This window comes from Leclercia sp. W17, assembly GCF_003336325.1.
Classification (GTDB): domain Bacteria; phylum Pseudomonadota; class Gammaproteobacteria; order Enterobacterales; family Enterobacteriaceae; genus Enterobacter.
On sequence record NZ_CP031101.1, the window covers coordinates 3990712 to 4014753 of the forward strand.

23 protein-coding genes are annotated in these 24042 nt (G+C 57.2%); 14 read left to right on the forward strand and 9 right to left on the reverse strand.

The features are described 5' to 3' along the window. Positions 1-27 precede the first annotated feature (27 nt). Together mrcB and hrpB are read right to left on the reverse strand one after the other, a co-directional pair. Complete coding sequence (gene mrcB / locus DVA44_RS19885) at positions 28-2547, reverse strand: bifunctional glycosyl transferase/transpeptidase (RefSeq protein ID WP_114387921.1); 2520 nt, start codon at positions 2545-2547, stop codon at positions 28-30. Between the two features lie 112 nt (positions 2548-2659). After that, a complete protein-coding gene (gene hrpB, locus DVA44_RS19890; protein WP_114387922.1) occupies positions 2660-5089 on the reverse strand; it encodes an ATP-dependent helicase HrpB in 2430 nt (809 codons plus the stop codon). A 73-nt stretch (positions 5090-5162) separates the two neighbouring features. Here hrpB and thpR point away from each other — a divergent pair, with 73 nt between their 5' ends. From thpR to panD, 9 genes are all read left to right on the forward strand, one after another. Beyond that, positions 5163-5693 (forward strand): RNA 2',3'-cyclic phosphodiesterase, encoded by a 531-nt coding sequence (thpR, locus tag DVA44_RS19895; RefSeq protein WP_114387923.1) that lies wholly within the window; start codon positions 5163-5165, stop codon positions 5691-5693. Between the two features lie 12 nt (positions 5694-5705). Continuing rightward, positions 5706-6410 carry a DNA/RNA nuclease SfsA gene (gene sfsA, locus DVA44_RS19900; protein ID WP_114387924.1) on the forward strand — a complete coding sequence of 235 codons (705 nt, stop codon included), beginning with the start codon at positions 5706-5708 and terminating at the stop codon, positions 6408-6410. 177 nt (positions 6411-6587) lie between these two features. Beyond that, entirely contained in the window at positions 6588-7043 is a 456-nt protein-coding gene (dksA, locus tag DVA44_RS19905) for an RNA polymerase-binding protein DksA (RefSeq protein ID WP_012016093.1), read from the forward strand. 72 nt (positions 7044-7115) lie between these two features. Beyond that, complete coding sequence (gluQRS, locus tag DVA44_RS19910; protein ID WP_114387925.1) at positions 7116-8003, forward strand: tRNA glutamyl-Q(34) synthetase GluQRS; 888 nt, start codon at positions 7116-7118, stop codon at positions 8001-8003. Between the two features lie 53 nt (positions 8004-8056). Then, the gene (gene pcnB / locus DVA44_RS19915; protein ID WP_210405546.1) at positions 8057-9454 is read left to right on the forward strand and encodes a polynucleotide adenylyltransferase PcnB; all 1398 of its coding nucleotides are present in this window, start codon (positions 8057-8059) and stop codon (positions 9452-9454) included. Continuing rightward, positions 9451-9930: a 2-amino-4-hydroxy-6-hydroxymethyldihydropteridine diphosphokinase gene (folK, locus tag DVA44_RS19920; RefSeq protein ID WP_103823280.1), complete on the forward strand. Its 480-nt coding sequence runs from the start codon at positions 9451-9453 to the stop codon at positions 9928-9930. The genes pcnB and folK overlap by 4 nt, the downstream gene beginning before the upstream one ends. 122 nt (positions 9931-10052) lie before the next feature. After that, positions 10053-10844, forward strand: coding sequence for a 3-methyl-2-oxobutanoate hydroxymethyltransferase (gene panB, locus DVA44_RS19925; protein WP_114387926.1), 792 nt, complete (start codon positions 10053-10055; stop codon positions 10842-10844). A gap of 11 nt (positions 10845-10855) precedes the next feature. Further along, on the forward strand, positions 10856-11710 hold the full coding sequence (gene panC, locus DVA44_RS19930; protein ID WP_114315871.1) for a pantoate--beta-alanine ligase: 855 nt from the start codon (positions 10856-10858) through the stop codon (positions 11708-11710). A gap of 85 nt (positions 11711-11795) precedes the next feature. Then, the gene (panD, locus tag DVA44_RS19935) at positions 11796-12176 is read left to right on the forward strand and encodes an aspartate 1-decarboxylase (RefSeq protein ID WP_114387927.1); all 381 of its coding nucleotides are present in this window, start codon (positions 11796-11798) and stop codon (positions 12174-12176) included. Between the two features lie 2 nt (positions 12177-12178). Here the strand turns inward: panD and DVA44_RS19940 are convergent, their stop codons facing one another. The 4 genes from DVA44_RS19940 to DVA44_RS19955 all read right to left on the reverse strand — a co-directional run bounded on the left by DVA44_RS19940 (position 12179) and on the right by DVA44_RS19955 (position 15728). Next, positions 12179-13426 carry a polysaccharide deacetylase family protein gene (locus DVA44_RS19940; protein ID WP_114387928.1) on the reverse strand — a complete coding sequence of 416 codons (1248 nt, stop codon included), beginning with the start codon at positions 13424-13426 and terminating at the stop codon, positions 12179-12181. A 62-nt stretch (positions 13427-13488) separates the two neighbouring features. After that, complete coding sequence (locus DVA44_RS19945) at positions 13489-13929, reverse strand: PTS sugar transporter subunit IIA (RefSeq protein WP_114387929.1); 441 nt, start codon at positions 13927-13929, stop codon at positions 13489-13491. Positions 13930-14034: 105 nt separating this feature from the next. After that, positions 14035-14805, reverse strand: coding sequence for an ABC transporter permease (locus tag DVA44_RS19950; RefSeq protein WP_103823275.1), 771 nt, complete (start codon positions 14803-14805; stop codon positions 14035-14037). After that, positions 14802-15728, reverse strand: coding sequence for an ABC transporter ATP-binding protein (locus tag DVA44_RS19955; protein ID WP_103178306.1), 927 nt, complete (start codon positions 15726-15728; stop codon positions 14802-14804). The genes DVA44_RS19950 and DVA44_RS19955 overlap by 4 nt, the downstream gene beginning before the upstream one ends. Positions 15729-15835: 107 nt before the next feature. Between DVA44_RS19955 and can the strand changes: the two genes are divergently transcribed. Then, positions 15836-16498, forward strand: a complete 663-nt coding sequence (gene can, locus DVA44_RS19960; protein ID WP_103178305.1) for a carbonate dehydratase — start codon at positions 15836-15838, stop codon at positions 16496-16498. Between the two features lie 76 nt (positions 16499-16574). On the opposite strand, the gene hpt is transcribed toward can, so the two are convergent. Beyond that, the gene (gene hpt / locus DVA44_RS19965; RefSeq protein ID WP_103178304.1) at positions 16575-17111 is read right to left on the reverse strand and encodes a hypoxanthine phosphoribosyltransferase; all 537 of its coding nucleotides are present in this window, start codon (positions 17109-17111) and stop codon (positions 16575-16577) included. Between the two features lie 205 nt (positions 17112-17316). Here hpt and DVA44_RS19970 point away from each other — a divergent pair, with 205 nt between their 5' ends. Then, positions 17317-19707, forward strand: a complete 2391-nt coding sequence (locus tag DVA44_RS19970; protein WP_114387930.1) for a glucose/quinate/shikimate family membrane-bound PQQ-dependent dehydrogenase — start codon at positions 17317-17319, stop codon at positions 19705-19707. Between the two features lie 84 nt (positions 19708-19791). Here DVA44_RS19970 and cueO read toward each other — a convergent pair whose 3' ends face one another. Beyond that, positions 19792-21345, reverse strand: a complete 1554-nt coding sequence (gene cueO, locus DVA44_RS19975; protein ID WP_114387931.1) for a multicopper oxidase CueO — start codon at positions 21343-21345, stop codon at positions 19792-19794. 145 nt (positions 21346-21490) lie between these two features. On the opposite strand from cueO, the gene DVA44_RS19980 reads away from it, so the two are divergent. The 3 genes from DVA44_RS19980 to speD all read left to right on the forward strand — a co-directional run bounded on the left by DVA44_RS19980 (position 21491) and on the right by speD (position 23606). Further along, positions 21491-21838 carry a YacC family pilotin-like protein gene (locus tag DVA44_RS19980; RefSeq protein WP_103178301.1) on the forward strand — a complete coding sequence of 116 codons (348 nt, stop codon included), beginning with the start codon at positions 21491-21493 and terminating at the stop codon, positions 21836-21838. A 110-nt stretch (positions 21839-21948) separates the two neighbouring features. After that, positions 21949-22806, forward strand: coding sequence for a polyamine aminopropyltransferase (gene speE, locus DVA44_RS19985; protein ID WP_103178300.1), 858 nt, complete (start codon positions 21949-21951; stop codon positions 22804-22806). A gap of 5 nt (positions 22807-22811) precedes the next feature. Next, positions 22812-23606: an adenosylmethionine decarboxylase gene (speD, locus tag DVA44_RS19990; protein WP_103181029.1), complete on the forward strand. Its 795-nt coding sequence runs from the start codon at positions 22812-22814 to the stop codon at positions 23604-23606. A 30-nt stretch (positions 23607-23636) separates the two neighbouring features. On the opposite strand, the gene yacL is transcribed toward speD, so the two are convergent. Continuing rightward, positions 23637-23999: a protein YacL gene (gene yacL / locus DVA44_RS19995; RefSeq protein WP_103178299.1), complete on the reverse strand. Its 363-nt coding sequence runs from the start codon at positions 23997-23999 to the stop codon at positions 23637-23639. Positions 24000-24042: the final 43 nt, after the last annotated feature.

Sequence of the window (24042 nt, forward strand, 5' to 3'; positions counted from 1 at the left end):
TCCCGCAGGAGAGGGAATAGTGGTGAGTTAACCGCCGAACATATCCTTGATCCAGCCCGCGACACCGTCGCTCTCTTTCTTCTCGGGCTGCTGCTGCGGCTGCTGCTGTTGCGGCTGCGACTGCGGCTGAGAAGACTGATCAAACGGATTGCCCGATGGTTCCGGGGCAGCCTGCTGACACAGGGAGTCCGGGTTGCTGGTCCAGACCGGCACACGGCGCATCCCGCCGCCACACACAAAGTTGCCCGACTCATCCACGCCCATATCGACGATATCTTCCGGTGGCGTCAGGGTTAACGGCACCGGCGACTGGTTAGCCAGATAGCGCTGGTAGATAGACATCGCCCCGCTGGCGCCGTACAGCTTCGTCGGCTGGTTGTTATCGCGGCCAACCCAGGTGATCACCACTTCACGTCCATCGATACCCGCAAACCAGGTGTCGACGTTGTTATTGGTGGTCCCGGTTTTACCCGCCAGATGCAGGCCTGGGTACTTCGCTCCCAGCTGACGTCCGGTACCGCGCTGCACAACCTGCTGCATGGTCCAGAGGGTCATATAGGCAGCCTGCGCCGGTACGGCACGCTCCGCCTGCGGGAAGCTCTGGTACAGCGGAGTGCCGTCTTCGGCAATCACTGAACGCAGCGCAGAGAGCGGAGCACGGTTCCCGCCGCTGGCGATGGTCTGGAACGCCTGCGCCACTTCAATTGGCGTCAGGTTCAGGGCCCCCAGTAGCATGGCCGGAACCGGATGCAGCTGATCTTTCGGCACGCCCAGCTTCAGCCAGGTATCGGTGACTGCTGGCAGGCCAAGCGCCATCCCGAGGTTAACCGTCGGCACGTTCATGGAACGCGTCAGGGCATCCACCAGCATCACCTGGCCGCTGTACTGCTTATCGTCGTTCTGCGGCGACCAGACCTGGCCATTCGGCTGGCGCAGGGCAATCGGGGCATCGGCGATCCAGGTGTTGAGACGATACTGGTTCGGCTGGCTCAGAGCGGTGAGATAGGTCGCCGGTTTAGCCAGAGAGCCGATCGAGCGGCGTGCCTGCATGGCGCGGTTATAGCCCGCAAACTGCGGCTCTGCCCCGCCGACCATCGCCCGCACTTCGCCGGTGGTGCGATCGACCACCACCATCGCGGTCTCCAGATCGCTCAGCTTGCGCTGTTTTTTCAGCGCCGGAATGCCTTCCACCGCCGCCTTCTCAGCGGCATCCTGCGCCACGGAGTCAAAGGTGGTGAAGATCTTCACGCCGGAGAGATCTTTAACTTTATCGCCCAGTTTGGCCTGCAGCTCCTGACGCACCATCTGCATAAATGCAGGCTGCGGGGAGATGACGCCGCCGCGCGGCTGTACGCCTAACGGACGCGCGCTGAGCATGTCATACAGTTCCTGGTCGATCACCTGCTGCTGTTGCAGCAGACGCAGCACCAGATTACGCCGCTCCAGAGCCAGTTTCGGATTACGCCACGGGTTGTAGATAGACGCCCCTTTCACCATGCCCACCAGCAACGCCTGCTGGTCGAGGCTCAGCTCTTCCACCGGACGGCCAAAGTAGTAGAGGCTCGCCAGCGGGAAGCCGCGGATTTCATTGTCGCCGCTCTGACCGAGGTAGACCTCGTTCATATAGAGCTCAAGAATGCGGTCTTTGCTGTAGCGCGCATCCATCAGCACGGCCATGTAGGCTTCGTTGGCCTTACGCCAGTAGGAGCGTTCGCTGGAGAGGAACAGGTTCTTCACCAGCTGCTGGGTCAGGGTACTTGCCCCCTGCACCGTGCGTCCTGCGGTGAGGTTCGCCAGCACCGCACGACCAATGGAGTAGAGGCTGACGCCATCGTGCTCATAGAAGTGACGGTCCTCGGTCGCCAGCAGGGTATCCACCAGCAGATCCGGGAAGCCATTACGCGCAACAAAGAGGCGCTGCTCGCCGTTTGGCGAGGAGAGCATGGTGATCAGCCGCGGATCGAGACGGAAGAAACCGAACTGACGGTTGTTCTCCATGTTCTCAATGGTTTCCAGATGATCGCCGTCGAAGGTCAGACGCGCGCGCACCTGCCCTTCTTTGCTGTCCGGGAAGTCAAACGGACGGCGGATCATCTCAATGCTCTTCGCCTGCACCGTAAACTCGCCGGGACGGGTCATCTTCGTCACCTGGCGGTACTGGGTCGCCTCCAGCAGCTTGACCATCTCGTTCTTGCTGATGGACATATCCGGCTCAAGGTTAACCATCCGGCCATAGACCGCCGCCGGCAGCTGCCAGACTTTGCCGTCAATACGGCTGCGGATCTTCTGATCCAGATAGACACCATAGATCGCCAGCAGGATGAGGAAAACAATAAACAGCTTCAGCAGCAGCCAGAACCAGCCGCGCTTGCCACGAGGTTTACCTTTTTTGCCTTTTCCTTTACGTGGCGCAGGTGCGTCATCGTCATACTCATTATCAACATCGTCGTACTCTTCATCTCTGAGGCGTCGACGGCCTGCCTTTTCTTTTGCCGGACGGGCAGGTCTTCCTTTACGTCCAATTGGCTCGCGGTCATTCCCCGCCATGCTTTCTCTCCGCAACTATCAGGCGCAAAGGCCCGATTCTCTGGTCTTCCCCCTGATGGAGGAAGAAGAAATCTCTCAAATTTACCCTCTCAGAGGGTATTGCCGGGTGGCGCTACGAATACTTCTTCGTGCGTCGGGTCGGCGCGGTATTTGCCGGGTCGTCCGGCCAGACATGTTTGGGATAACGCCCTTTCATCTCTTTTTGCACCTCGCGGTAGCTGCCAGCCCAGAATGCACCCAAATCCCGGGTGATCTGCAGCGGACGCTGGGCCGGTGACAACAGCTCCAACACCAGCGGCACCCGCCCCTGCGCAATGGCAGGCGTGGTCGCCTCGCCAAACATCTCCTGCATGCGTACTGCCAGCGCCGGAGGATTATCTTCATGATAACGAATGGCTATCCGGCTGCCGGTGGGCACAGTGTAATGCCCCGGAAGCTCGGTATCCAGACGTTGGCGTAACGACCAGTCGGTTAAGTTCTGTAACGCCGCCTTAACATCCAGCGCTTTTAACGCGCGCAGGGAGTGTACGCCACTCATTTGCGGCAGTAACCAGTTTTCCAGATTTGCCAGCAGCGAGGCTTCGTCTACCGCGGGCCACGCGTACTCCGGCAACCACTGGGCCGCGCAGTGTAGGCGGAGCCGGTACTGCTCCGCCTCCGGGGTCCAGTTCAGTACGCTGAGCCCTTTATCGCGGATGCCGTTAAGCATCGCCTGATGCAGCTCCTCTTCCGAGGGCTTCGCCAGCGGCTTAACGCTCACCGTCAGGCGGCCAATCTGGGAACGCCGCAGCGCCTTCAGCGTGCCCTGCGCTTCATCCCACTCTACGGTGTCAGACTGTTCCACCAGGCCCGGAGAAGCGGCGATCAGAGTATCAATATCCACTGCTATGGCCTGCAGAATACGGGCATCCGGCGACTGGCTGCCCTGCAACAGCAGCGGGGCAATCAGCCACTCGTGACGGGTCATGGCGTCGTCGCTCTGCAGCATCGCGCCCATGCCGTTCGCCAGTTGATAGCGTCCATCAAGCCCACGGCGGCGGGCAATCCGGTCCGGAAAGGCCTTCGCCAGCAGCGCGGGCACCCGGTCGCTCTCCGGCGCCCCGCCCCGGCTGTTGAGGCGCGAACTTAACTGCCGGGCACGCTGCTGCCACTCCGGCTGATTGCGGGAAAAGGCCTGGGCCAGATCGCTGCTGGCGCCTCGCGGCGGCTGTTCAAGGATAGCCGCCAGCTTTGCCGCCGTCGCAATTTCGTCTTCGCCCACGGCGCTGGCCAGCATGGCCGCCAGCCGCGGATCGTTGCCGAGCGTTGCCATCTTCTGACCAAAGGCGGTGAGCTGCTCTCCCGCCAGCGCCCCAAGCTGCGTTAATAAGCGCCGGGCCGCCGCAAGGTTAGTCGCAGGCGGCAGATCCAGCCAGTTTAATTGCGAGGGCTCCCGGCAGCCCCACTGCAACAGCTCCATCAGCAGGCCGCTGAGATCGCTTTGCATAATTTCGGGTGTGCCCTGCGCCGCGGCGCGTTCTGCCTGTTCAAACGGCGTAAGATGCAGGCAGATACCCGGCTCCAGTCGCCCGGCACGCCCGGCGCGCTGGGTCATGGAGGCCTGGCTCACGCGCTGGGTCAACAGACGGGTCAGGCCGGTGCGCGGGTCGAAATTCGCCACCCGCTCCTGGGCGGAGTCCACCACCAGCCGGATGCCCTCGATGGTCAGGCTGGTTTCGGCAATATTGGTCGCCAGCACCACTTTGCGCTGCCCTGGCGGGGCTGGCAGGATCGCTTTACGCTGCTCGGCCAGCGGCAGCGCGCCATACAGCGGGCAGAGCACCACGTCATCACTTACGCGACGTGACAGCTGCTCCTGCACACGCTGGATCTCAATCACGCCGGGTAAGAACAGCAGCAGCGAGCCCGGCTCCTGGCGCAACAGTTCGGCGGTCGCCACCGCCACCGCCTCGTCGAAGCGCAGCTGCGTGGAGAGCGACTGATAGCGCCGCTCCACCGGAAACGTCCGGCCCTCAGACACAATGGTGGGTGCCTCCGGCAGCAGGCGCTGGAGCCGCTCGTTGTCCAGCGTCGCGGACATGATCAGCAGTTTGAGATCGTCCCGCAGCCCTTGCTGGACATCCAGCAGCAGTGCCAGCGCCAGATCCGCCTGCAAACTGCGCTCGTGGAACTCATCAAGGATCACCAGCCCCACGCCGTTAAGCTCCGGATCCTGCTGCAGCATCCGGGTGAGGATCCCCTCGGTGACCACCTCCAGCCGGGTGTTGACCCCCACGCAGGTTTCGGCGCGCATCCGGTAGCCGACCGTCTCGCCGGGCTTTTCCCCCAGCAGCTCCGCCAGGCGCTGCGCCACGTTGCGGGCCGCGAGCCTGCGCGGTTCGAGTAGGATAATTTTGCCGTTGATCGCCCCCTGGGCCAGGATCTGCAGCGGCAGCCAGGTCGATTTACCCGCACCGGTTGGCGCGTTCAGCAGCACCTGGGGGGCATGTTGTAAGGCGAGAAGGAGATCGGGAAGGACAGCGGCGACCGGCAACAAGGACACGAATGGCTCCAGAGGGTTAACTTTAGACGGCGTACATTGTAGCATCGCCACAATTCATTACCGAGTGCGCCGTATGTCCGAGTCAAAAAGGTTGTTTTTTGCCATTGAAATGCCTGCCCCGCTCCAGCGGCAGATCGTCCGCTGGCGCGCCGACCATTTTGCGCCGGAAGCGGGCCGTCCAGTGGCGGGCGGCAACCTGCACCTGACGTTGGCGTTTTTAGGGGATGTCAGCCCTGAGAAACAGCAGGCGCTGGCGGCAATGGCCAGACGCATCCGCCAGCCGGAGTTTACCCTGACGCTGGACGATGCCGGACAGTGGCTGCGCTCTCGCGTGGTCTGGCTGGGTACCCGTCAGCCGCCGCGGGGGTTATTACAGCTAGCCAGTATGTTGCGGGCCCAGGCGGCGCGCAGCGGCTGCTATCAAAGCCCACAGCCGTTTCATCCGCATATCACCCTACTGCGCGATGCCAGCCACGCCGTCGCCATTCCGCCACCGGGTTTTCACTGGTCGTTTGCGGTGAAAGATTTTGTCCTCTACGAGAGCCGTTTCGCAGGCGGGCGCACGCGCTACACGCCGCTCCAGCGCTGGACGCTTACCGAATAACAAGGAATTTGCATGCAGTTTACCCCTCCCCTACAACCCGCCACGCTGATACAACGCTATAAACGTTTTCTTGCCGACGTGGTAACGCCCAACGGTGAAACCCTGACCCTGCACTGCCCCAATACCGGGGCGATGACCGGCTGCGCCACGCCGGGGGATACCGTCTGGTACTCCACCTCCAGTAATATCAAACGTAAATATCCCCACACCTGGGAAATAACCCAGACCGCGGACGGAGAATATATTTGCGTCAATACGCTGCGAGCGAACCAGCTGGTCAAAGAGGCGATTAGTCTGGATTTTATTCCGGAACTGCGCGGCTATAACCTCTTAAAAAGCGAAGTAAAATATGGCAGCGAAAGCAGCAGAATCGATTTTATGTTGCAGGCAGATGATCGCCCTGAGTGCTATATTGAAGTGAAATCAGTGACGTTAGCTGAGAAAGATAACGGTTATTTCCCGGATGCGGTGACGCTGCGAGGGCAGAAGCACCTCCGGGAGCTCATGAGTGTAGCGGCGGCGGGCAAACGCGCCGTATTGTTATTTGCGGTATTGCACAGCGCAATTGGGCGATTTTCACCTGCTCGCCATATTGACCTTAAGTACGCGCAACTGTTGAATGAGGCACAAAAGCAGGGGGTAGAGGTTTTGGTGTATAAAGCTGAACTTTCTGCCGATAATATCACTCTGAGATCCGCTCTCCCCGCCACGTTATGAAAGGGGTTGAGCGTTGGCTAATAAGTATTCTGGTCGTGTGCGCAAATACGCTTTTCCTCACAGGCTTGTCAAGTGTTACGTTTAGATAATTGCCATACGGAAAAGCATCTGCTATTTATAGCGGCCTGATTTTTCCCCCAACACGGGGATCGATAGTGCGTGTTAAGGAGAAGCAACATGCAAGAAGGGCAAAACCGTAAAACATCGTCCCTGAGTATTCTCGCCATCGCTGGGGTGGAGCCGTATCAAGAGAAGCCGGGCGAAGAGTATATGAATGAAGCCCAGCTATCACACTTCAAGCGAATCCTTGAAGCATGGCGTAATCAACTCCGGGATGAAGTCGATCGCACCGTTACACATATGCAGGACGAAGCGGCTAACTTCCCGGATCCGGTAGACCGTGCCGCCCAGGAAGAAGAGTTCAGCCTCGAACTGCGTAACCGTGACCGCGAGCGCAAGCTGATCAAAAAGATTGAGAAAACGCTGAAAAAAGTCGAAGACGAAGATTTCGGCTTCTGCGAGTCCTGCGGTGTCGAAATCGGCATTCGTCGTCTGGAAGCCCGTCCGACAGCCGACCTGTGCATCGACTGTAAAACGCTGGCAGAAATCCGCGAAAAACAGATGGCCGGTTAATGCCAGCCCTGTTATGACGCTACCACAGGCGGGAGTTCTCTCCCGCCTGATTACTTTCTGCGCCGTGTAATTATGCCTGCTGACTATATTGGGCGCTTCGCGCCATCCCCCTCTGGCGAACTGCATTTCGGCTCGCTTATTGCCGCCCTTGGCAGCTATCTGCAAGCCCGTGCCCGGCAGGGTATCTGGCGCGTGCGGATTGAAGATATCGATCCTCCGCGTGAAGTTCCCGGTGCGGCAGAGTCCATTCTGCGGCAACTGGAACATTACGGCCTGCACTGGGACGGCGAAGTTCTCTGGCAATCCCAACGCCACGAGGCCTACCGGGAACGCCTGGCCTGGCTGCACGCCCAGGGCCTTTCCTATTACTGCACCTGCACCCGCGCCCGCATTCAGAGCGTCGGCGGCGTCTATGACGGCCACTGCCGCACCCTGCATCACGGCCCGGAAAATGCGGCGGTGCGCGTGATGCAACAGCATCCCGTCACCTGCTTTACCGACCGGTTACAGGGAGAGCTCCACGCCGATGCGCGCCTGGCGGGCGAGGATTTCATTATCCATCGGCGGGACGGGCTGTTTGCTTATAACCTGGCGGTGGTGGTGGATGACCATTTCCAGGGCGTAAGCGAAATTGTGCGCGGGGCCGACCTGATTGAACCTACCGTCCGGCAGATTTCGCTCTACCGGCTGTTTGGCTGGCCGGTTCCGGACTACATTCACCTGCCGCTGGTGGTGAATGAAAAAGGGATGAAACTCTCGAAACAGAATCATGCCCCCGCATTACCGACCGGCGATCCTCGCCCTGTTCTTATCAATGCTTTACAATTTCTAAACCAGGATGTAACAAATGAGTGGCAGGATCTGCGCACCGACGAATTGCTGGAAAAAGCGGTGGCCAACTGGTCGCTCATTCGCGTGCCGAAAATCCAGCATTCTCAAATGCGTCTCGCTGAGCTATGATTAGCCGCTATTTTTTGTCCTGAATTCTGAAACACACACTACCGAGGTGTACTATTTTTACCCGAGTCGCTAATTTTTGCCGTAAGGTGCTGAGCCGCGATGAGAGCATGGCGGATGACGTCATTGTTCAAAATACGATGTCGGTTATTCCGCGCGAACAGCATGCTATTTCCCGCAAAGATATCAGTGAAAACGCCCTTAAGGTGCTTTATCGCCTGAATAAAGCTGGCTATGAGGCGTATCTCGTTGGTGGCGGGGTGCGTGACCTGTTGCTGGGCAAAAAGCCGAAAGATTTTGACGTGACCACCAGCGCCACGCCTGAGCAGGTGCGGAAATTATTCCGCAACTGCCGTCTGGTTGGCCGCCGCTTCCGTCTTGCTCACGTGATGTTTGGGCCGGAGATCATCGAAGTGGCTACCTTCCGTGGTCATCACGAAGGCACGCCAACCGATCGCACCACCTCCCAGCGCGGCCAGAACGGTATGCTGCTGCGTGACAATATCTTTGGTTCTATCGAAGAAGATGCCCAGCGTCGCGATTTCACGATTAACAGCCTGTATTACAGCGTGGCTGACTTTACCGTCCGCGATTTCGTTGGTGGGGTGCCGGACCTGAAAGCGGGTCTGATTCGCCTGATCGGCAACCCGGAAACCCGCTACCGTGAAGATCCGGTGCGGATGCTGCGTGCCGTGCGTTTTGCCGCCAAGCTGGGTATGCACATCAGCCCGGAAACCGCCGAGCCGATCCCGCGCCTGGCGACGCTGATCAACGATGTGCCCCCGGCGCGTCTGTTTGAAGAGGCGCTGAAGCTGCTGCAGGCTGGTCACGGTTTTGCCACCTATCAGCTGCTGCGCGAATACAGCCTGTTCCAGCCCCTGTTCCCGACCATTACGCGCAACTTCACCGAAAAAGGTGACAGCGCGATGGAACGTATCATCGACCAGGTGCTGAAGAATACCGATAACCGCATTCAGAACGACATGCGCGTTAACCCGGCATTCCTCTTTGCGGCGATGTTCTGGTATCCGCTGCTGGAAACAGCGCAGAAGATTGCTCAGGAGAGCGGTCTGGCCTACTACGATGCCTTCGCCCTGGCTGCTAACGATGTGCTGGATGAAGCCTGCCGTTCGCTGGCGATCCCGAAACGCATTACCACGCTGGTGCGTGATATCTGGCAGCTTCAGCTGCGGATGTCCCGTCGTCAGGGTAAACGCGCATGGAAGTTAATGGAGCATCCAAAATTCCGTGCGGCTTACGATCTGATGGCCCTGCGTGCCGAAGCGGAGAACAACCGCGAGCTGCAGGCGCTGGTGCAGTGGTGGGGTGAGTTCCAGGTTTCTGCGCCACCGGCACAGAAGGACATGCTGACCGGTCTCGATGAAGAGCCGGCGCCGCGTCGCCGCCATCGTCGTCCACGTAAGCGTGCTCCACGCCGCGAAGGGGCCGCATGACGCTGGCCTATATCGCCATCGGCAGTAATCTGGCCTCTCCGCTGGAGCAGGTCAATGCTGCCGTCCAGGCGCTGGGCGACATTCCGCAGACCCGCGTTGTCGCCCTCTCCTCTTTCTATCGTACGCCTCCTCTGGGCCCGCAGGATCAGCCCGACTACCTCAACGCCGCCATTGCGCTGGAAACCGCCCTTAGCGCTGAGGCGCTGCTGGACAACACCCAGCGTATTGAGCTGCAGCAGGGGCGCGTGCGTAAAGAAGAACGCTGGGGACCGCGCACCCTCGATTTAGACATCATGCTGTTTGGTGATGCGGTGATTAACACCGAACGCCTGACCGTGCCGCATTACGACATGAAACGCCGCGGCTTTATGCTCTGGCCACTGTTCGAAATCGCCCCCGATCTGATCTTCCCCGACGGCGAAAGTCTCAGCGCCCTGCTGACGCAGCTTAACGCCGAAAAACCGGCCAACTGGTAACAGCAAATTTTAGTTGATTAACCACGAAATATTTGTGGTTAATCGGTTGCCTAAAATCATTGTTCCCCCGAATGTTACTGTTAGAATGCGCAAAGATTCGCTTTGGGCTATCAGGAAACAGTATGAAACCAACCACCATCGCCACCCTGCAGAAATGCAAACAGGACAAGCAGCGCTTCGCCACCATTACCGCCTATGACTACAGCTTCGCCAAACTCTTTGCCGAAGAGGGCATTAACGTCATGCTGGTCGGCGACTCGTTAGGGATGACGGTCCAGGGACATGACTCCACTCTGCCGGTAACGGTCGAGGATATTGCTTATCATACCCGGGCGGTTCGCCGCGGTGCGCCAGCCTGTCTGCTGCTCGCCGATCTGCCGTTTATGGCCTACGCCACGCCTGAGCAGGCGTTTGAGAGTGCCGCCACGGTGATGCGCGCCGGCGCCAACATGGTCAAAGTAGAAGGCGGTGCCTGGCTGGTTGAGACCGTGCGTATGCTCACCGAGCGCGCGGTGCCGGTCTGCGGCCATCTGGGATTAACCCCGCAGTCGGTCAATATCTTTGGCGGCTATAAGGTGCAAGGGCGCGGTGACGCCGCCCAGACGCTGCTTGATGATGCGCTGGCAATTGAAGCTGCGGGGGCACAGCTGCTGGTGCTGGAGTGCGTGCCGGTTGCACTGGCGAAACGTATTACCGAGGCGCTCTCCATTCCGGTGATCGGCATTGGCGCCGGTAACGTCACCGACGGCCAGATCCTGGTAATGCACGATGCCTTTGGCATTACCGGCGGGCATATCCCGAAATTTGCGAAGAATTTCCTTATCGACGCAGGCGACATGCGCGGCGCAGTCAGGCAGTATATTGCCGACGTTGAATCGGGTGTTTACCCGGGTGAAGAACACAGTTTCCAGTAAGGAGTCTTGTCGTGCTAATCATTGAAACTCTGCCGCTGCTGCGCCAGCACATTCGTCGCCTGCGCCAGGAAGGTAAACGTATCGCGCTGGTTCCCACCATGGGCAACCTGCATGAAGGCCACATGAAGCTGGTGGACGAAGCCAAAGCCCGCGCCGATGTGGTGGTGGTGAGCATTTTCGTTAACCCGATGCAGTTTGACCGCGCCGACGACCTGGCCCGCTATCCGCGCACGCTGCAGGAAGATTGCGAGAAGCTGAAAAAGCATCAGGTCGATTTCGTCTTCGCCCCGGCACCGAATGATGTTTATCCCAAGGGTACAGAAGAGACGACCTATGTGGACGTACCAGGCATCTCCACCATGCTGGAAGGCGCCAGCCGTCCGGGTCATTTCCGCGGCGTCTCCACCATCGTCAGCAAGCTCTTTAACCTTGTGCAGCCGGATATCGCCTGTTTCGGCGAGAAAGATTTCCAGCAGTTGGCACTGATCCGCAAGATGGTGGCCGACATGGGCTACGACATTGACATCGTTGGCGTGCCGATTGTGCGTGCCAAAGATGGCCTGGCGCTGAGCTCCCGCAACGGCTACCTCACCGCTGACCAGCGCAAAATCGCGCCGGGCCTGTATAAGGTGATGAGCGCGATGGTTGAAAAGCTGCAGCAGAAAGCCCTGAGCAGTGAAGAGATTATCGCCATTGCCGAACAGGAGCTGAATGACAAAGGTTTCCGGGCTGATGATATTCAGATCCGCGATGCCGATACGCTGCTGGAACTCTCTGCCACCAGCAAACGCGCGGTGATCCTGGTTGCTGCGTGGCTCGGTCAGGCGCGCCTCATTGACAACAGTGTCGTTGAACTGGCTCAGTAATGACTGGGCTGATAGATAGCTAATGGATTAGTTTCCCTTCCCACTTGCAGGCAAGTGGGTTACGAAGAAGAGTAAAGGTAACATCATGATTCGCAAAATGTTGCAAGGTAAGCTTCACCGTGTGAAGGTCACTCAGGCCGATCTGCACTATGAAGGCTCCTGCGCGATCGATCAGGATTTTCTCGACGCGGCGGGTATTCTTGAAAACGAAGCCATTGATATCTGGAACGTGAGTAACGGCAATCGTTTCTCAACCTATGCTATCGCGGCTGAACGGGGTTCTAAAATCATCTCCGTGAACGGCGCGGCAGCGCATTGCGCCAGCGTGGGTGATATCGTCATCATCGCCAGCTTTGTCATGATGTCCGATGAAGAAGCGCGCCGCTGGCAGCCTAAAGTTGCTTACTTTGAAGGGGATAACGACATGAAACGTATCGCGAAAGCGATTCCGGTTCAGGTTGCCTGATGCTACCCCTGCGGCTGATTGCTGATCAGCCGCGACATGGTCTCTAAAGAATCCGTTCTGAGAACGTACAAACGCTTTAACAGGAACGGATTATCTCCCGGCTTTACCTTGCCTTTTACCGTTGTCACCGCCAGATGAAACCCTGCATCATTCGCCGCTTTTACCGCGTTATCGTTGTAACCACCAAACGGGTAGGAGAGATACAGTACGTGCGGGTTAAACTGCGCTAGCGCGCGGCGGGAGTGTTTGAAATCCATCAGGATATTATGATAACTGCGGCTGAGCAGGATCGGATGGCGGTTATTGTCCACCCGGTGCAGGAAATGGGTATGCGACTGCACGTCAAAAACATCCTGAATCTCCCGCAGCTCGGAAATGCTCATAAACTGCAGCGTCTTTGGATCCCACTTCAGCGGATGCGCTTTGATCCGCGAGGAGATGATAAACGCCGTGGCGTGAAAACCGTACTGCCTGAGGATTGGCCAGGCATAGCGGCTGACCGATTTCAGGCCGTCGTCAAAGGTGATCACCACTGCCCTGGCGGGCAGGTTCATTTTGTTACGCACATAACCTTCGAGCTGATACAGGGTCAGCGTGGTGTAGCCCTGGTCGCGCAGCCAGGTCATCTGGTTGTTGAAGGCGCGCACGCTGGTGGTGGTTGAGGTATGGCGGAAACGGGTGTTCTCTTCATCGCGCAGGATATGGTGATAGGTTAACACCGGCAGGCCATTATCCTCCTGCGCATCCAGGCTGCTGACCCAGGCCAGGCGGTTAGCGATGCGGATCTGATACCACGTCTGATTCAGGCGATCCTTGAGTTTATTGAGGATCGGATAGCGCAGATTATCTGCCAGCGTACCGAACGGGGCGCTACCGGCGCTGGGCGCGTTGTAGACCGGCGTATCCTTCCACGTAATTAAATTCTGGTTGCTGAGCGGCTTGTTCAGATCGCCCAAGCTATCCTCCACCCGCTGTTTGCCCTGCACTTCGCCCAGATGCCCTTTGTCGATAAAACCGGTGCCAAAGCCAAACCGGAATTCATAGTAATCCGCCGGGGTGGGAGAAACGGCGATGATCTGCCCGGCGCGCACATTGCCGACGGTCACGACGCGGTTACCTACCTGCGCCCAGATGGTGGCATCTTCGGTGGTTTGCATATAACGGGCCGGAGCCCCTTGCGGGCTTAGCAGACTGGCAGAAGCGCCGCCGGAAACCAGCAGCAGAAGCAGAAGAAAAATACGCGAGAACATAGAGAGTTATTCAGTACGAAAATCGGACGACATTGTAGCAAAAGCGCCAGTAATACCAATGCTTAATATTTCTCCGGTCCATGCAGCAGAACGAAGGGCGGGTTTTTCTGCTGCTGGTGCCAAAGGCTGCTGACGTCCGGCGCGCCGCGGGCCACGATGGTGTTACGAAAGCTGGCGCTGTCGGTCGTTTCACGCAGGGGGTACATCATCTCCAGCAGCGGATAGCTTATCCCGGAGATCACTTCGCAATTCTCATGCTTATGGCTGAGCAGCGCTGCTGCGCGATAGGGCGCAGCGCCGGAGATGTCGGTCAGGAAGATCACCCCATCACCGCTGTCGGCATGGTGCTGGGCATCACATAACATACGGCTGAGCATATTGCAGCTTAAGCCGCGCCAGAAATTGACCACCTGGCACTGTACCAGCGGCCCAAAGCGAGCGGCAAGCCGATCCGCCATCAGCTGCGCGTGTTCTTCATGGCACGTTATTACCCAACCCAGCATCGTCACCTCTCATCAGAAAGGGGTAGTGTAGCGGGAGAGATAAGGTATGGGGGTGACGGTGGTCAATAAAGCGGCCCGGCAGCAGAACGCCGCCGGGCCTGATGGTTAGCTACGCAGCCCGCGTCCGCGCTGGATCAGGTTCCAGCACAGCAGATAGAAGGCAACGATAAAGATCACCAGCACGGCAACGGTGGTCACCAGCGGCACGTCGGAAATGCCGAGGAAACCAAAGCGGAAGCCGCTGATCATATAGACGATGGGGTTCAGGTGTGACAGCCCCTGCCAGAACGGCGGCAGCAGCGTCAGGGAGTAGAAGACCCCGCCGAGGTAGGTGAGCGGCGTCAGGACGAAGGTCGGGATCAGGCTGATATCGTCAAAGGTTTTGGCGAAAACCGCGTTCAGCAGCCCTGCCAGGGAGAACAGTATCGCCGTCAGCAGCAGCGTCAGGCCGACAAACAGCCAGGAGTGCACCTGGAACGGCACAAAGAACAGCGAAACGGCGGTGACCAGAATGCCGACGCACAGGCCGCGCGCGACCCCGCCCCCGACGTAACCGGCAATGATGACGTGGGTAGGCACCGGCGCCACCAACAGCTCTTCAATGTTGCGCTGGAACTTAGCGCTGAAGAACGACGACGCCACGTTGGCGTAGGCGTTGGTGATGACCGCCATCATGATCAGGCCCGGCACAATAAACTGCATGTAGGTAAAGCCGTGCATCTCGCCGATGCGCGAGCCAATCAGGTTGCCGAAGATAATAAAGTAGAGGGTCATGGTGATCACCGGCGGAACCAGGGTCTGGATCCAGATACGCATGAAACGATTGATCTCTTTGGCCCAGATACTTTTCAGCGCCACCCAGTAAAGCTGCATCATGCGCGATCTCCTTGTTTCTCATGGACCAGCGAGACGAACAGCTCTTCCAGTCGGTTTGCTTTGTTACGCATACTTAATACCTGAATCCCCTGCTCGCTCAGCTGGCTGAAGACGCTGTTGATCCCCTGCTCGCGCAGCACTTCCACTTCAAGCGTGGAGGTATCCACCAGACGGTACTGATAGCCTACCAGCTTCGGCAGCGGACTTTTTGCCGCCAGGTCGAGAATGAACGTCTCTGATTTCAGCTTGGAGAGCAGATCTTTCATTGAGGTGTTTTCCACCAGCTCGCCGTGCTGAATGATGCCGATATTGCGACAGAGCATCTCAGCCTCTTCCAGATAGTGGGTGGTGAGGATAATGGTGGTGCCTTTGTCGTTTAAGTCCTTCAAAAAGCTCCACATTGAGCGGCGAAGCTCGATATCCACCCCGGCGGTGGGTTCATCGAGGATCAGCAGCTTGGGCTCGTGCATCAGGGCGCGGGCAATCATCAGACGACGCTTCATGCCGCCGGACAACATCCGCGCACGTTCGTTGCGTTTTTCCCACAGATCAAGCTGCTTAAGATACTTTTCGCTGCGCGCGACCGCCTCTTTGCGCTCCACGCCGTAGTAACCCGCCTGGTTGACCACAATCTGTTGTACGGTCTCAAACGGATTGAAGTTAAACTCCTGCGGCACCAGCCCCAGCTGGCGTTTAGCGTTGACCACATCTTTCTCCAGGTCGTAGCCAAACACGCTCACCCGGCCGGAGGATTTGTTCACCAGCGAGCTGATGATACCGATGGTAGTGGATTTACCTGCCCCGTTAGGCCCCAGAAGCGCATAAAAATCACCGGCTTCTACTTTGAGATCTATCCCGCGCAGCGCCTGGACGCCGCCCGGATAGGTTTTTTTAAGTTGCTCAAGCTCAAGTGCAATCGCCATGAAATAAACTTACCTATAGTTCTGACACACGTTGTGTGGTTTCATTAAAAGTCGGGTTACCCTATAGTAGCGCAACGCAATCACTCGGTTACAGGCCGTTAGCCTCCATGAATGACATAGATACACTCATCAGCAATAACGCACTATGGTCAAAGATGCTGCTGGAAGAAGATTCCGGATTTTTTGAGAAACTGTCTCAGTCGCAGAAACCACGCTTTCTCTGGATTGGATGCTCCGACAGCCGCGTTCCGGCTGAACGTCTTACCGGCCTTGAACCTGGCGAACTCTTCGTTCACCGCAACGTTGCGAACCTGGTGATCCACACCGACCTGAACTGTCTCTCCGTGGTGCAGTATGCGGTAGATGTTCTGGAAGTCGAACACATCATCATTTGTGGTCACTACGGCTGCGGCGGCGTGCAGGCAGCGGTTGAAAACCCGGAACTGGGCCTTATCGACAACTGGCTACTGCACATTCGTGATATCTGGTTCAAACATAGCTCACTGCTGGGGCAAATGCCGCAGGAGCGCCGCCTGGACACCCTGTGCGAGCTGAACGTGATGGAACAGGTCTACAACCTCGGCCACTCCACCATTATGCAGTCGGCGTGGAAACGCGGGCAAAAAGTGACGATCCACGGCTGGGCGTATGGCATTCATGATGGCCTGCTGCGCGATCTGGAAGTGACCGCCACCAACCGGGAAACGCTGGAGCAGCGCTACCGTCAGGGTGTCTCTAACCTGACCCAGAAGCACGTTAACCACAAGTAAACGCAAAACGGCAACGCAAGTTGCCGTTTTTAGTCCGTAGGCCCGTTAAGCGTAGCGCCACCGGGCAATACCTACCTTACTCGTCCAGCAGCACCACTTTGCCGACATACGGCAGATGGCGATAGCGCTGCGCGTAGTCAATCCCGTAGCCCACCACAAATTCGTCCGGGATCGAGAAACCGACAAACTCCACGGGAACGTCCACTTCACGGCGGGTCGGTTTATCCAGCAGGGTACAAATCGCCAGCGATTTTGGGCCGCGCAGGCTGAGAATTTCGCGTACTTTTGACAGCGTGTTCCCGGAATCGATGATGTCTTCCACGATCAGAACATCTTTGCCGCGAATGTCTTCATCCAGATCTTTGAGAATTTTAACATCACGGGTGGTCGACATGCCGCTGCCATAGCTGGAGGCGGTCATAAAATCGACTTCATGGGAGACCTGCACTTCGCGGCAGAGATCGGCCATAAACATGAAGGAACCGCGTAACAGACCCACCAGCACCATCTCACTGCCGCTGTCTTTATAATGTTCGGTGATCTGACGACCGAGTTCGGCGATACGCGTTTTGATCTCCGCTTCAGGGATCATCACTTCAACAGTATGTTTCATTTTACTAACCGTATGATTTTATAACAAATTTCTCAATGCCTATGGATTCGCGTCCAGCATCGCTTCATAAGCCCTGAAGTATACCAGCAAATGGATCCTCCTGGCGCATGAGTTCACAAAAGCCATATTTGTGATTCCGATCACACTTGTTAAGTCCTATAATTAATTGCTACTAAATAATTAACAAACTTATCGAGTGTCTTTTATGGCGGAAACAAAAAATCAACATTCACGTTTACTCGTGAGGCTAACAGCCCTGTTCGCTGCATTTTGCGGACTGTATCTGTTAATCGGCGGGGTCTGGCTGATAGCCATTGGCGGCTCCTGGTACTACCCGGTGGCGGGTGTGGTTATGCTCGGCGTCACCCTGCTTCTCTGGCGCAGTAAACAATCGGCACTGTGGCTCTATGCGGCCCTGTTGCTGGCTACGATGATCTGGGGCGTATGGGAGGTCGGCTTCGACTTCTGGGCCCTGACCCCGCGTAGCGATATCCTGGTCTTCTTCGGTATCTGGCTGATCCTGCCTTTCGTCTGGCGTCGCCTGCTTGTGCGCTCCAGCGGTGCGGTTGCCGCTCTGGTCGTGGCGCTGCTGATTAGCGGTGGCATTCTGACCTGGGCTGGCTTTAACGATCCGCAGGAGGTGAAAGGCACCCTGAATGCGGAATCTACACCTGCGGCGGCGATCTCCGACGTGGCAGATGGTGACTGGCCTGCCTATGGCCGTAACCAGGAAGGTCAGCGTTACTCCCCGCTGAAGCAGATCAACGCGGACAACGTGAAAAACCTGAAAGAAGCCTGGGTATTCCGTACCGGCGATCTCAAGATGCCGAACGATCCGGGCGAACTGACCAACGAAGTGACCCCAATTAAAGTGGGCAACATGCTCTACCTGTGTACGGCGCACCAGCGTCTGTTCGCGCTTGACGCGGCCACCGGTAAAGAGAAATGGCACTTCGATCCGCAGCTGAAAACCAATAACCAGTTCCAGCACGTGACCTGCCGTGGCGTCTCTTACCACGAAGCGCGTGCCGATAACGCCAGCCCGGAGGTGATCGCCGACTGTCCGCGCCGCATCATGCTGCCGGTGAACGATGGTCGTCTGTTTGCCATTAACGCCGAAACCGGCAAGCTGTGCGAAACCTTTGCCAACAAAGGTGTGCTGAACCTGCAGACCAACATGCCGGATCAGACCCCGGGTCTGTATGAACCTACTTCACCGCCAATCATCACCGATAAAACTATCGTAATTGCCGGTTCGGTAACGGATAACTTCTCCGTTCGCGAAACCTCTGGCGTGATCCGCGGTTTTGACGTTAACACCGGTAAGCTGCTGTGGGCCTTCGATCCGGGTGCGAAAGATCCAAACGCTATCCCGTCGGATGAACACACCTTTACCTTTAACTCGCCAAACTCCTGGGCGCCAGCCGCCTATGACGCGAAGCTGGACCTGGTTTACCTGCCGATGGGCGTGACCACGCCAGATATCTGGGGTGGCAACCGCACGCCAGAGCAGGAGCGTTATGCCAGCTCTGTCCTGGCGCTGAATGCGACCACCGGTAAACTGGCATGGAGCTACCAGACCGTTCACCACGATCTGTGGGATATGGACATGCCGTCCCAGCCGACGCTGGCAGACATTACCGTCAACGGTAAAACCGTACCGGTGATCTACGCCCCGGCGAAGACAGGTAACATTTTTGTGCTGGACCGTCGTAACGGCGAGCTGGTCGTGCCGGCACCGGAAAAACCGGTTCCGCAGGGCGCGGCGAAAGGCGATTATGTCACCAAAACCCAGCCGTTCTCCGATCTGAGCTTCCGTCCGAAGAAAGATCTCAGCGGCGCGGACATGTGGGGCGCCACCATGTTCGACCAGCTGGTGTGCCGCGTGATGTTCCACCAGCTGCGCTATGAAGGCATCTTTACCCCACCATCCGAGCAGGGCACGCTGGTGTTCCCGGGTAACCTGGGAATGTTCGAATGGGGCGGTATCTCCGTTGACCCGAACCGTCAGGTGGCGATTGCCAACCCGATGGCGCTGCCGTTTGTCTCTAAACTGATCCCACGCGGCCCGGGCAACCCGATGGAACAGCCGAAAGATGCCCAGGGCACCGGTACAGAGTCCGGTATTCAGCCGCAGTACGGCGTGCCGTATGGCGTGACGCTGAACCCGTTCCTCTCTCCGTTTGGCCTGCCGTGTAAACAGCCTGCCTGGGGTTATATCTCTGCGCTGGATCTGAAAACCAACCAGGTCGTCTGGAAAAAACGTATTGGTACGCCACAGGACAGCATGCCGTTCCCGATGCCGATCCCGGTGCCGTTCAATATGGGTATGCCGATGCTGGGTGGTCCAATCTCCACCGCCGGTAACGTGCTATTTATCGCCGCCACCGCCGATAACTATCTGCGCGCTTACAACATGAGCAACGGTGAAAAACTGTGGCAGGGCCGTCTGCCTGCGGGTGGACAGGCCACACCGATGACCTATGAAGTGAATGGCAAGCAGTACGTTGTCATCTCTGCGGGGGGTCATGGTTCGTTTGGGACGAAGATGGGCGACTATATTGTCGCGTATGCGTTACCTGACGAAAGTAAGTAACTAAAAAGCCCGGTGGCGCTGCGCTTACCGGGCCTATGGGTACGCTATCCAGGCCGGGTAAGGCGACGCCGCCACCCGGCTTTTTTATACCGTGAATCCGAGCATCATCCCGGTATCTTCATGCTCTAACAGATGACAGTGCGCCATATAGGCATACTCTTTCGGCGCGTCATGATCGAACTTCACTAGCACCTCGCTTACCCCGCCCTCCACGCGCACCGTATCCTTCCAGCCCGCGCGATGCACCGCTGGCGCTTTGCCGTTTTCCGTGAGGATGCGGAACTGGGTGCCGTGAATATGGAACGGATGCAGCATCATGTCCCCTTCCCCGGAGATCACCCAACGTTCATACTGCCCTTTAGCGGCGGCAAACTGTGGCGTGTGCATATCGAAGGCTTTGCCGTTGATCCGGTTGCCGTTATGGAAATCGAACCCATGCATGCTGTGATCCATTCCCCCCATCTGACCATGATTCATATGGCCCTTCATCTGGCCGTGATGCATCCCCGCCATCGCCTGGTCGCCATACTTCTTCATTAACGCCTGCATGCCCATCATGTCGAGCATCGGGTCCATGGAGAGCTGGAGTTTGCGCTGGGTCAGTCCTTCCAGCGACGGCAGAGCGGGCAGCGTGGTCAGGGTGTCCGGCAATACGCCCGACGCGGTCACCAGCAGCGGCTGAATGCGCAGCACCGGCTGCGGTTTATCGAACGGCGCCACCGCCATCCCCATCTGGCTTACCGGCAGGGTTATCAGGTCAAAGGGCTTGCCGTCGCTGATGTCCACCAGCACCTCAAAACGCTCCCCCATCAGCATTGGCAGCTCGGTCACTTTTACCGGTTCAGCCAGCAGCCCGCCGTCGCTGGCGACGACATAGAGTGGACGCTTATCGCTGGCGGCGAAATTGAGCGAGCGGGCGTTACAGCCGTTGAGCAGGCGCAGGCGTAGCCACCCTTTCGGGGCATTGTGCTGCGGGTAGATCGCCCCGTTGGTCAGCAGCGTGTCGCCAAACCAGCCCACCGCGGCGCTCATCACATCCAGCTGATAATCAATTTGCCCGTCGGCGGTAAATTTCTTGTCCTGCACAATCACCGGAACATCGTCGATGCCCCACTGCTTTGGCAGGCGCAGCAGACGACTCTCATCATCCTCAATCAGTACCAGACCGGCTAACCCCATCGCCACCTGATGGCCGGTTTTGCCGTGCTGATGGGGATGAAACCAGCAGGTCGCCGCTCGCTGATCCGGAGTAAAGGTCACCGTCCGCTGGCCGCCGGGCTTAATGATGCCGTGCGGTCCGCCGTCTACCTCGCCCGGCACTTCCAGACCGTGCCAGTGGACGGTGGTCTCTTCGTTCAGGGTATTGTTGATGTTAACGGTCAGCGCTTTTCCCTTGCGTAGCTGAATGGCCGGGCCGAGCAGGTTGCCGTTGTAACCCCAGGTGGTGGCGTTGTGCCCACCAAAGGCGGTTTTCCCCGCCTGCACCACCAGATTCACCTGATTGCGTGCATCGGGAGCGAGTAAATTCGGGATCGGCAAAACGGGCCGCTCGGCGGCAAAAGCCGCGCGGCTCCAGAGGGGCAGCGCACTGGCGACGCCCAGTGCGGCAGAATATTTTAAAAAATCACGGCGTTGCATGTTCATCTCCTTATTCGCAGCAGTCAATCGCCTGAGCATAAACCCTCCCCTTGCCGGAAGGTCAAGAAAAGCCGCAATAATAAAGATCGTCGTGCCGACGGGAAGTGTGCTAACGTTGAATTTCCGTGACGTATTGGTAGAAGCAATGAAGACGTTTTTCCGAACAATTCTGTTCAGCACCCTGATGATTAGTTGCGCAAACAGCTATGCGCTGAGTGAAAATGAAGCCGAAGATATGGCGGATTTAACGGCGGTGTTCGTATTCCTGAAAAACGACTGCGGCTACCAGAATTTACCCAACGGTCAGATTCGCCGCGCCCTGGTCTTTTTTGCTCAACAGAACCAGTGGGATCTGAGCAACTACGACAGTTTTGACATGAAAACCCTCGGTGAAGACAGCTACCGCGATCTCAGCGGCATCGGCATTCCCACAGCAAAGAAATGTAAAGCCCTGGCTCGCGACTCGCTGAGCCTCCTTGCCTACGTTAAGTAAATCCCTACCCGATGCCCCTTTGCTGAATTTATGACCGTGCAACCACGGTCATAGTTAGCTATGATGTTGCCCCCGTTTTATGCGGGTGTTAACAAAGGAGGTATCATCCCATGGCCGAAAAAAATATGTGGCATGAAACGCTGCATGACCATTTTGGACAGTACTTTGCCATTGATAACGTGCTCTATCATGAGAAAACCGATCATCAGGATCTGATCATTTTCGAAAACGCGGCCTTTGGCCGGGTGATGGCGCTGGATGGCGTGGTGCAAACCACCGAGCGTGACGAGTTTATCTATCATGAAATGATGACCCACGTCCCGCTGCTGGCACACGGCAATGCGAAACATGTGCTGATCATCGGCGGCGGCGACGGCGCTATGCTGCGCGAAGTCTCCCGCCATAAATCCATTGAAAGCATCACCATGGTCGAGATTGATGCGGGCGTGGTCAGTTTCTGCCGCCAGTACCTGCCGAACCACAATGCTGGCAGCTACGACGATCCACGCTTTACGCTTGTGATCGATGACGGCGTCAATTTTGTTAACCAGACGACGCAGACCTTCGATGTGATCATCTCCGATTGCACCGATCCGATTGGTCCCGGTGAGAGTCTCTTTACCTCGGCCTTCTATGAAGGCTGCAAACGCTGCCTGAACCCTGGCGGTATCTTCGTTGCCCAGAACGGCGTCTGCTTCCTGCAGCAGGACGAGGCCATCGACAGCCACCGCAAGCTGAGCCACTACTTTACCGACGTCAGCTTCTACCAGGCGGCGATCCCGACCTATTACGGCGGTGTCATGACCTTTGCCTGGGCGACGGACAACGATGCCCTGCGCCATCTCTCCACCGGTATCATTCAGGCGCGCTTCCAGCAGGCGAATCTGACCTGCCGCTATTACAATCCGGCCGTCCATACCGCAGCCTTTGCCTTACCGCAATATTTGCACGATGCTCTGAGGGGGTGAACGAATTGAAAAAGCTGAAACTGCATGGCTTTAACAACCTGACCAAAAGCCTGAGTTTTTGTATTTACGATATCTGCTATGTAAAAACGGCGGAAGAGCGCGATGGTTATATCGCCTATATCGATGAACTCTATAACGCCAACCGACTGACCGAGATCCTGTCAGAAACCTGCTCTATCATTGGCGCCAATATCCTGAACATTGCGCGTCAGGATTATGAACCCCAGGGCGCCAGCGTCACCATTCTGGTCAGCGAGGAGCCCGTCGATCCCACCCTTATCGACCATACGGAGCACCCCGGTCCGCTGCCAGAAGCGGTGGTTGCCCATCTCGATAAAAGCCATATCTGCGTACATACCTACCCGGAGAGCCACCCTGAAGGCGGGCTGTGTACTTTCCGCGCCGATATTGAAGTGTCCACCTGCGGCGTGATCTCCCCGCTTAACGCGCTGAATTACTTAATTCATCAGCTTGAGTCCGATATCGTGACCATTGACTACCGCGTGCGCGGTTTTACCCGTGATATCAACGGCATGAAGCACTTTATCGACCATGAAATTAACTCCATTCAGAACTTCATGTCCGAAGACATGAAAGCGCTCTATGACATGATGGATGTGAACGTATATCAGGAGAATATCTTCCATACCAAGATGCTGCTGAAGGAGTTCGACCTGAAGCACTACATGTTCCATACCCGGCCGGAAGATTTAAGCGAAGATGAGCGCAAGGTCATTACTGACCTGCTGTGGAAAGAGATGCGCGAAATTTACTACGGCCGCAATATCGCGACCGTATAAGATGCGTCAGGAGCAGGGATGCTCCTGATACTATTTCTGCTTCACAAACTCGCGGTAGGCCGCCACCACCTGCAAGAAATCCTCTACGCCGCACAGCGACAGACTCTCTTCATCGTAGTAGCTCATCCCCTCTTCCATCTCGTCGCCGGAAAACTCCAGCTGATTGGCACGAACCATGACCTCTTCGCCATCCATCCACAGCGTGTATTCATGCCCGGCGCGTTGCCAGGATCGTTCACTGCCTTTGACCGTGCGCGCAGCCTGTTCCACTTCATCGAGCAGGCCCAGGTTCTCTTTCACTTCCTCGTTGAACCAGTGACCGACCACCTCGTGGCCCATCGACATCCGCACTTTCACCACACCGGTGATATCACGCAGAAATTCGTAATCCATAGTATTTTCCTCTGCAAAGCTCTTGCAGTAATTATCGCAGCAG

Excerpts from the sequence above, each read along its gene's own strand:
- DVA44_RS19940 (WP_114387928.1), bottom strand. The coding sequence starts at position 13,426 with ATGTTCTCGCGTATTTTTCTTCTGCTTCTGCTGCTGGTTTCCGGCGGC.
- can (WP_103178305.1), top strand. The coding sequence starts at position 15,836 with ATGAATGACATAGATACACTCATCAGCAATAACGCACTATGGTCAAAG.
- folK (WP_103823280.1), top strand. The coding sequence starts at position 9,451 with ATGACGCTGGCCTATATCGCCATCGGCAGTAATCTGGCCTCTCCGCTG.
- cueO (WP_114387931.1), bottom strand. The coding sequence starts at position 21,345 with ATGCAACGCCGTGATTTTTTAAAATATTCTGCCGCACTGGGCGTCGCC.
- sfsA (WP_114387924.1), top strand. The coding sequence starts at position 5,706 with ATGCAGTTTACCCCTCCCCTACAACCCGCCACGCTGATACAACGCTAT.
- hpt (WP_103178304.1), bottom strand. The coding sequence starts at position 17,111 with ATGAAACATACTGTTGAAGTGATGATCCCTGAAGCGGAGATCAAAACG.
- DVA44_RS19950 (WP_103823275.1), bottom strand. The coding sequence starts at position 14,805 with ATGATGCAGCTTTACTGGGTGGCGCTGAAAAGTATCTGGGCCAAAGAG.
- DVA44_RS19970 (WP_114387930.1), top strand. The coding sequence starts at position 17,317 with ATGGCGGAAACAAAAAATCAACATTCACGTTTACTCGTGAGGCTAACA.
- dksA (WP_012016093.1), top strand. The coding sequence starts at position 6,588 with ATGCAAGAAGGGCAAAACCGTAAAACATCGTCCCTGAGTATTCTCGCC.
- speE (WP_103178300.1), top strand. The coding sequence starts at position 21,949 with ATGGCCGAAAAAAATATGTGGCATGAAACGCTGCATGACCATTTTGGA.
- panD (WP_114387927.1), top strand. The coding sequence starts at position 11,796 with ATGATTCGCAAAATGTTGCAAGGTAAGCTTCACCGTGTGAAGGTCACT.
- DVA44_RS19980 (WP_103178301.1), top strand. The coding sequence starts at position 21,491 with ATGAAGACGTTTTTCCGAACAATTCTGTTCAGCACCCTGATGATTAGT.
- thpR (WP_114387923.1), top strand. The coding sequence starts at position 5,163 with ATGTCCGAGTCAAAAAGGTTGTTTTTTGCCATTGAAATGCCTGCCCCG.
- DVA44_RS19955 (WP_103178306.1), bottom strand. The coding sequence starts at position 15,728 with ATGGCGATTGCACTTGAGCTTGAGCAACTTAAAAAAACCTATCCGGGC.
- yacL (WP_103178299.1), bottom strand. The coding sequence starts at position 23,999 with ATGGATTACGAATTTCTGCGTGATATCACCGGTGTGGTGAAAGTGCGG.
- DVA44_RS19945 (WP_114387929.1), bottom strand. The coding sequence starts at position 13,929 with ATGCTGGGTTGGGTAATAACGTGCCATGAAGAACACGCGCAGCTGATG.
- mrcB (WP_114387921.1), bottom strand. The coding sequence starts at position 2,547 with ATGGCGGGGAATGACCGCGAGCCAATTGGACGTAAAGGAAGACCTGCC.
- panB (WP_114387926.1), top strand. The coding sequence starts at position 10,053 with ATGAAACCAACCACCATCGCCACCCTGCAGAAATGCAAACAGGACAAG.
- gluQRS (WP_114387925.1), top strand. The coding sequence starts at position 7,116 with ATGCCTGCTGACTATATTGGGCGCTTCGCGCCATCCCCCTCTGGCGAA.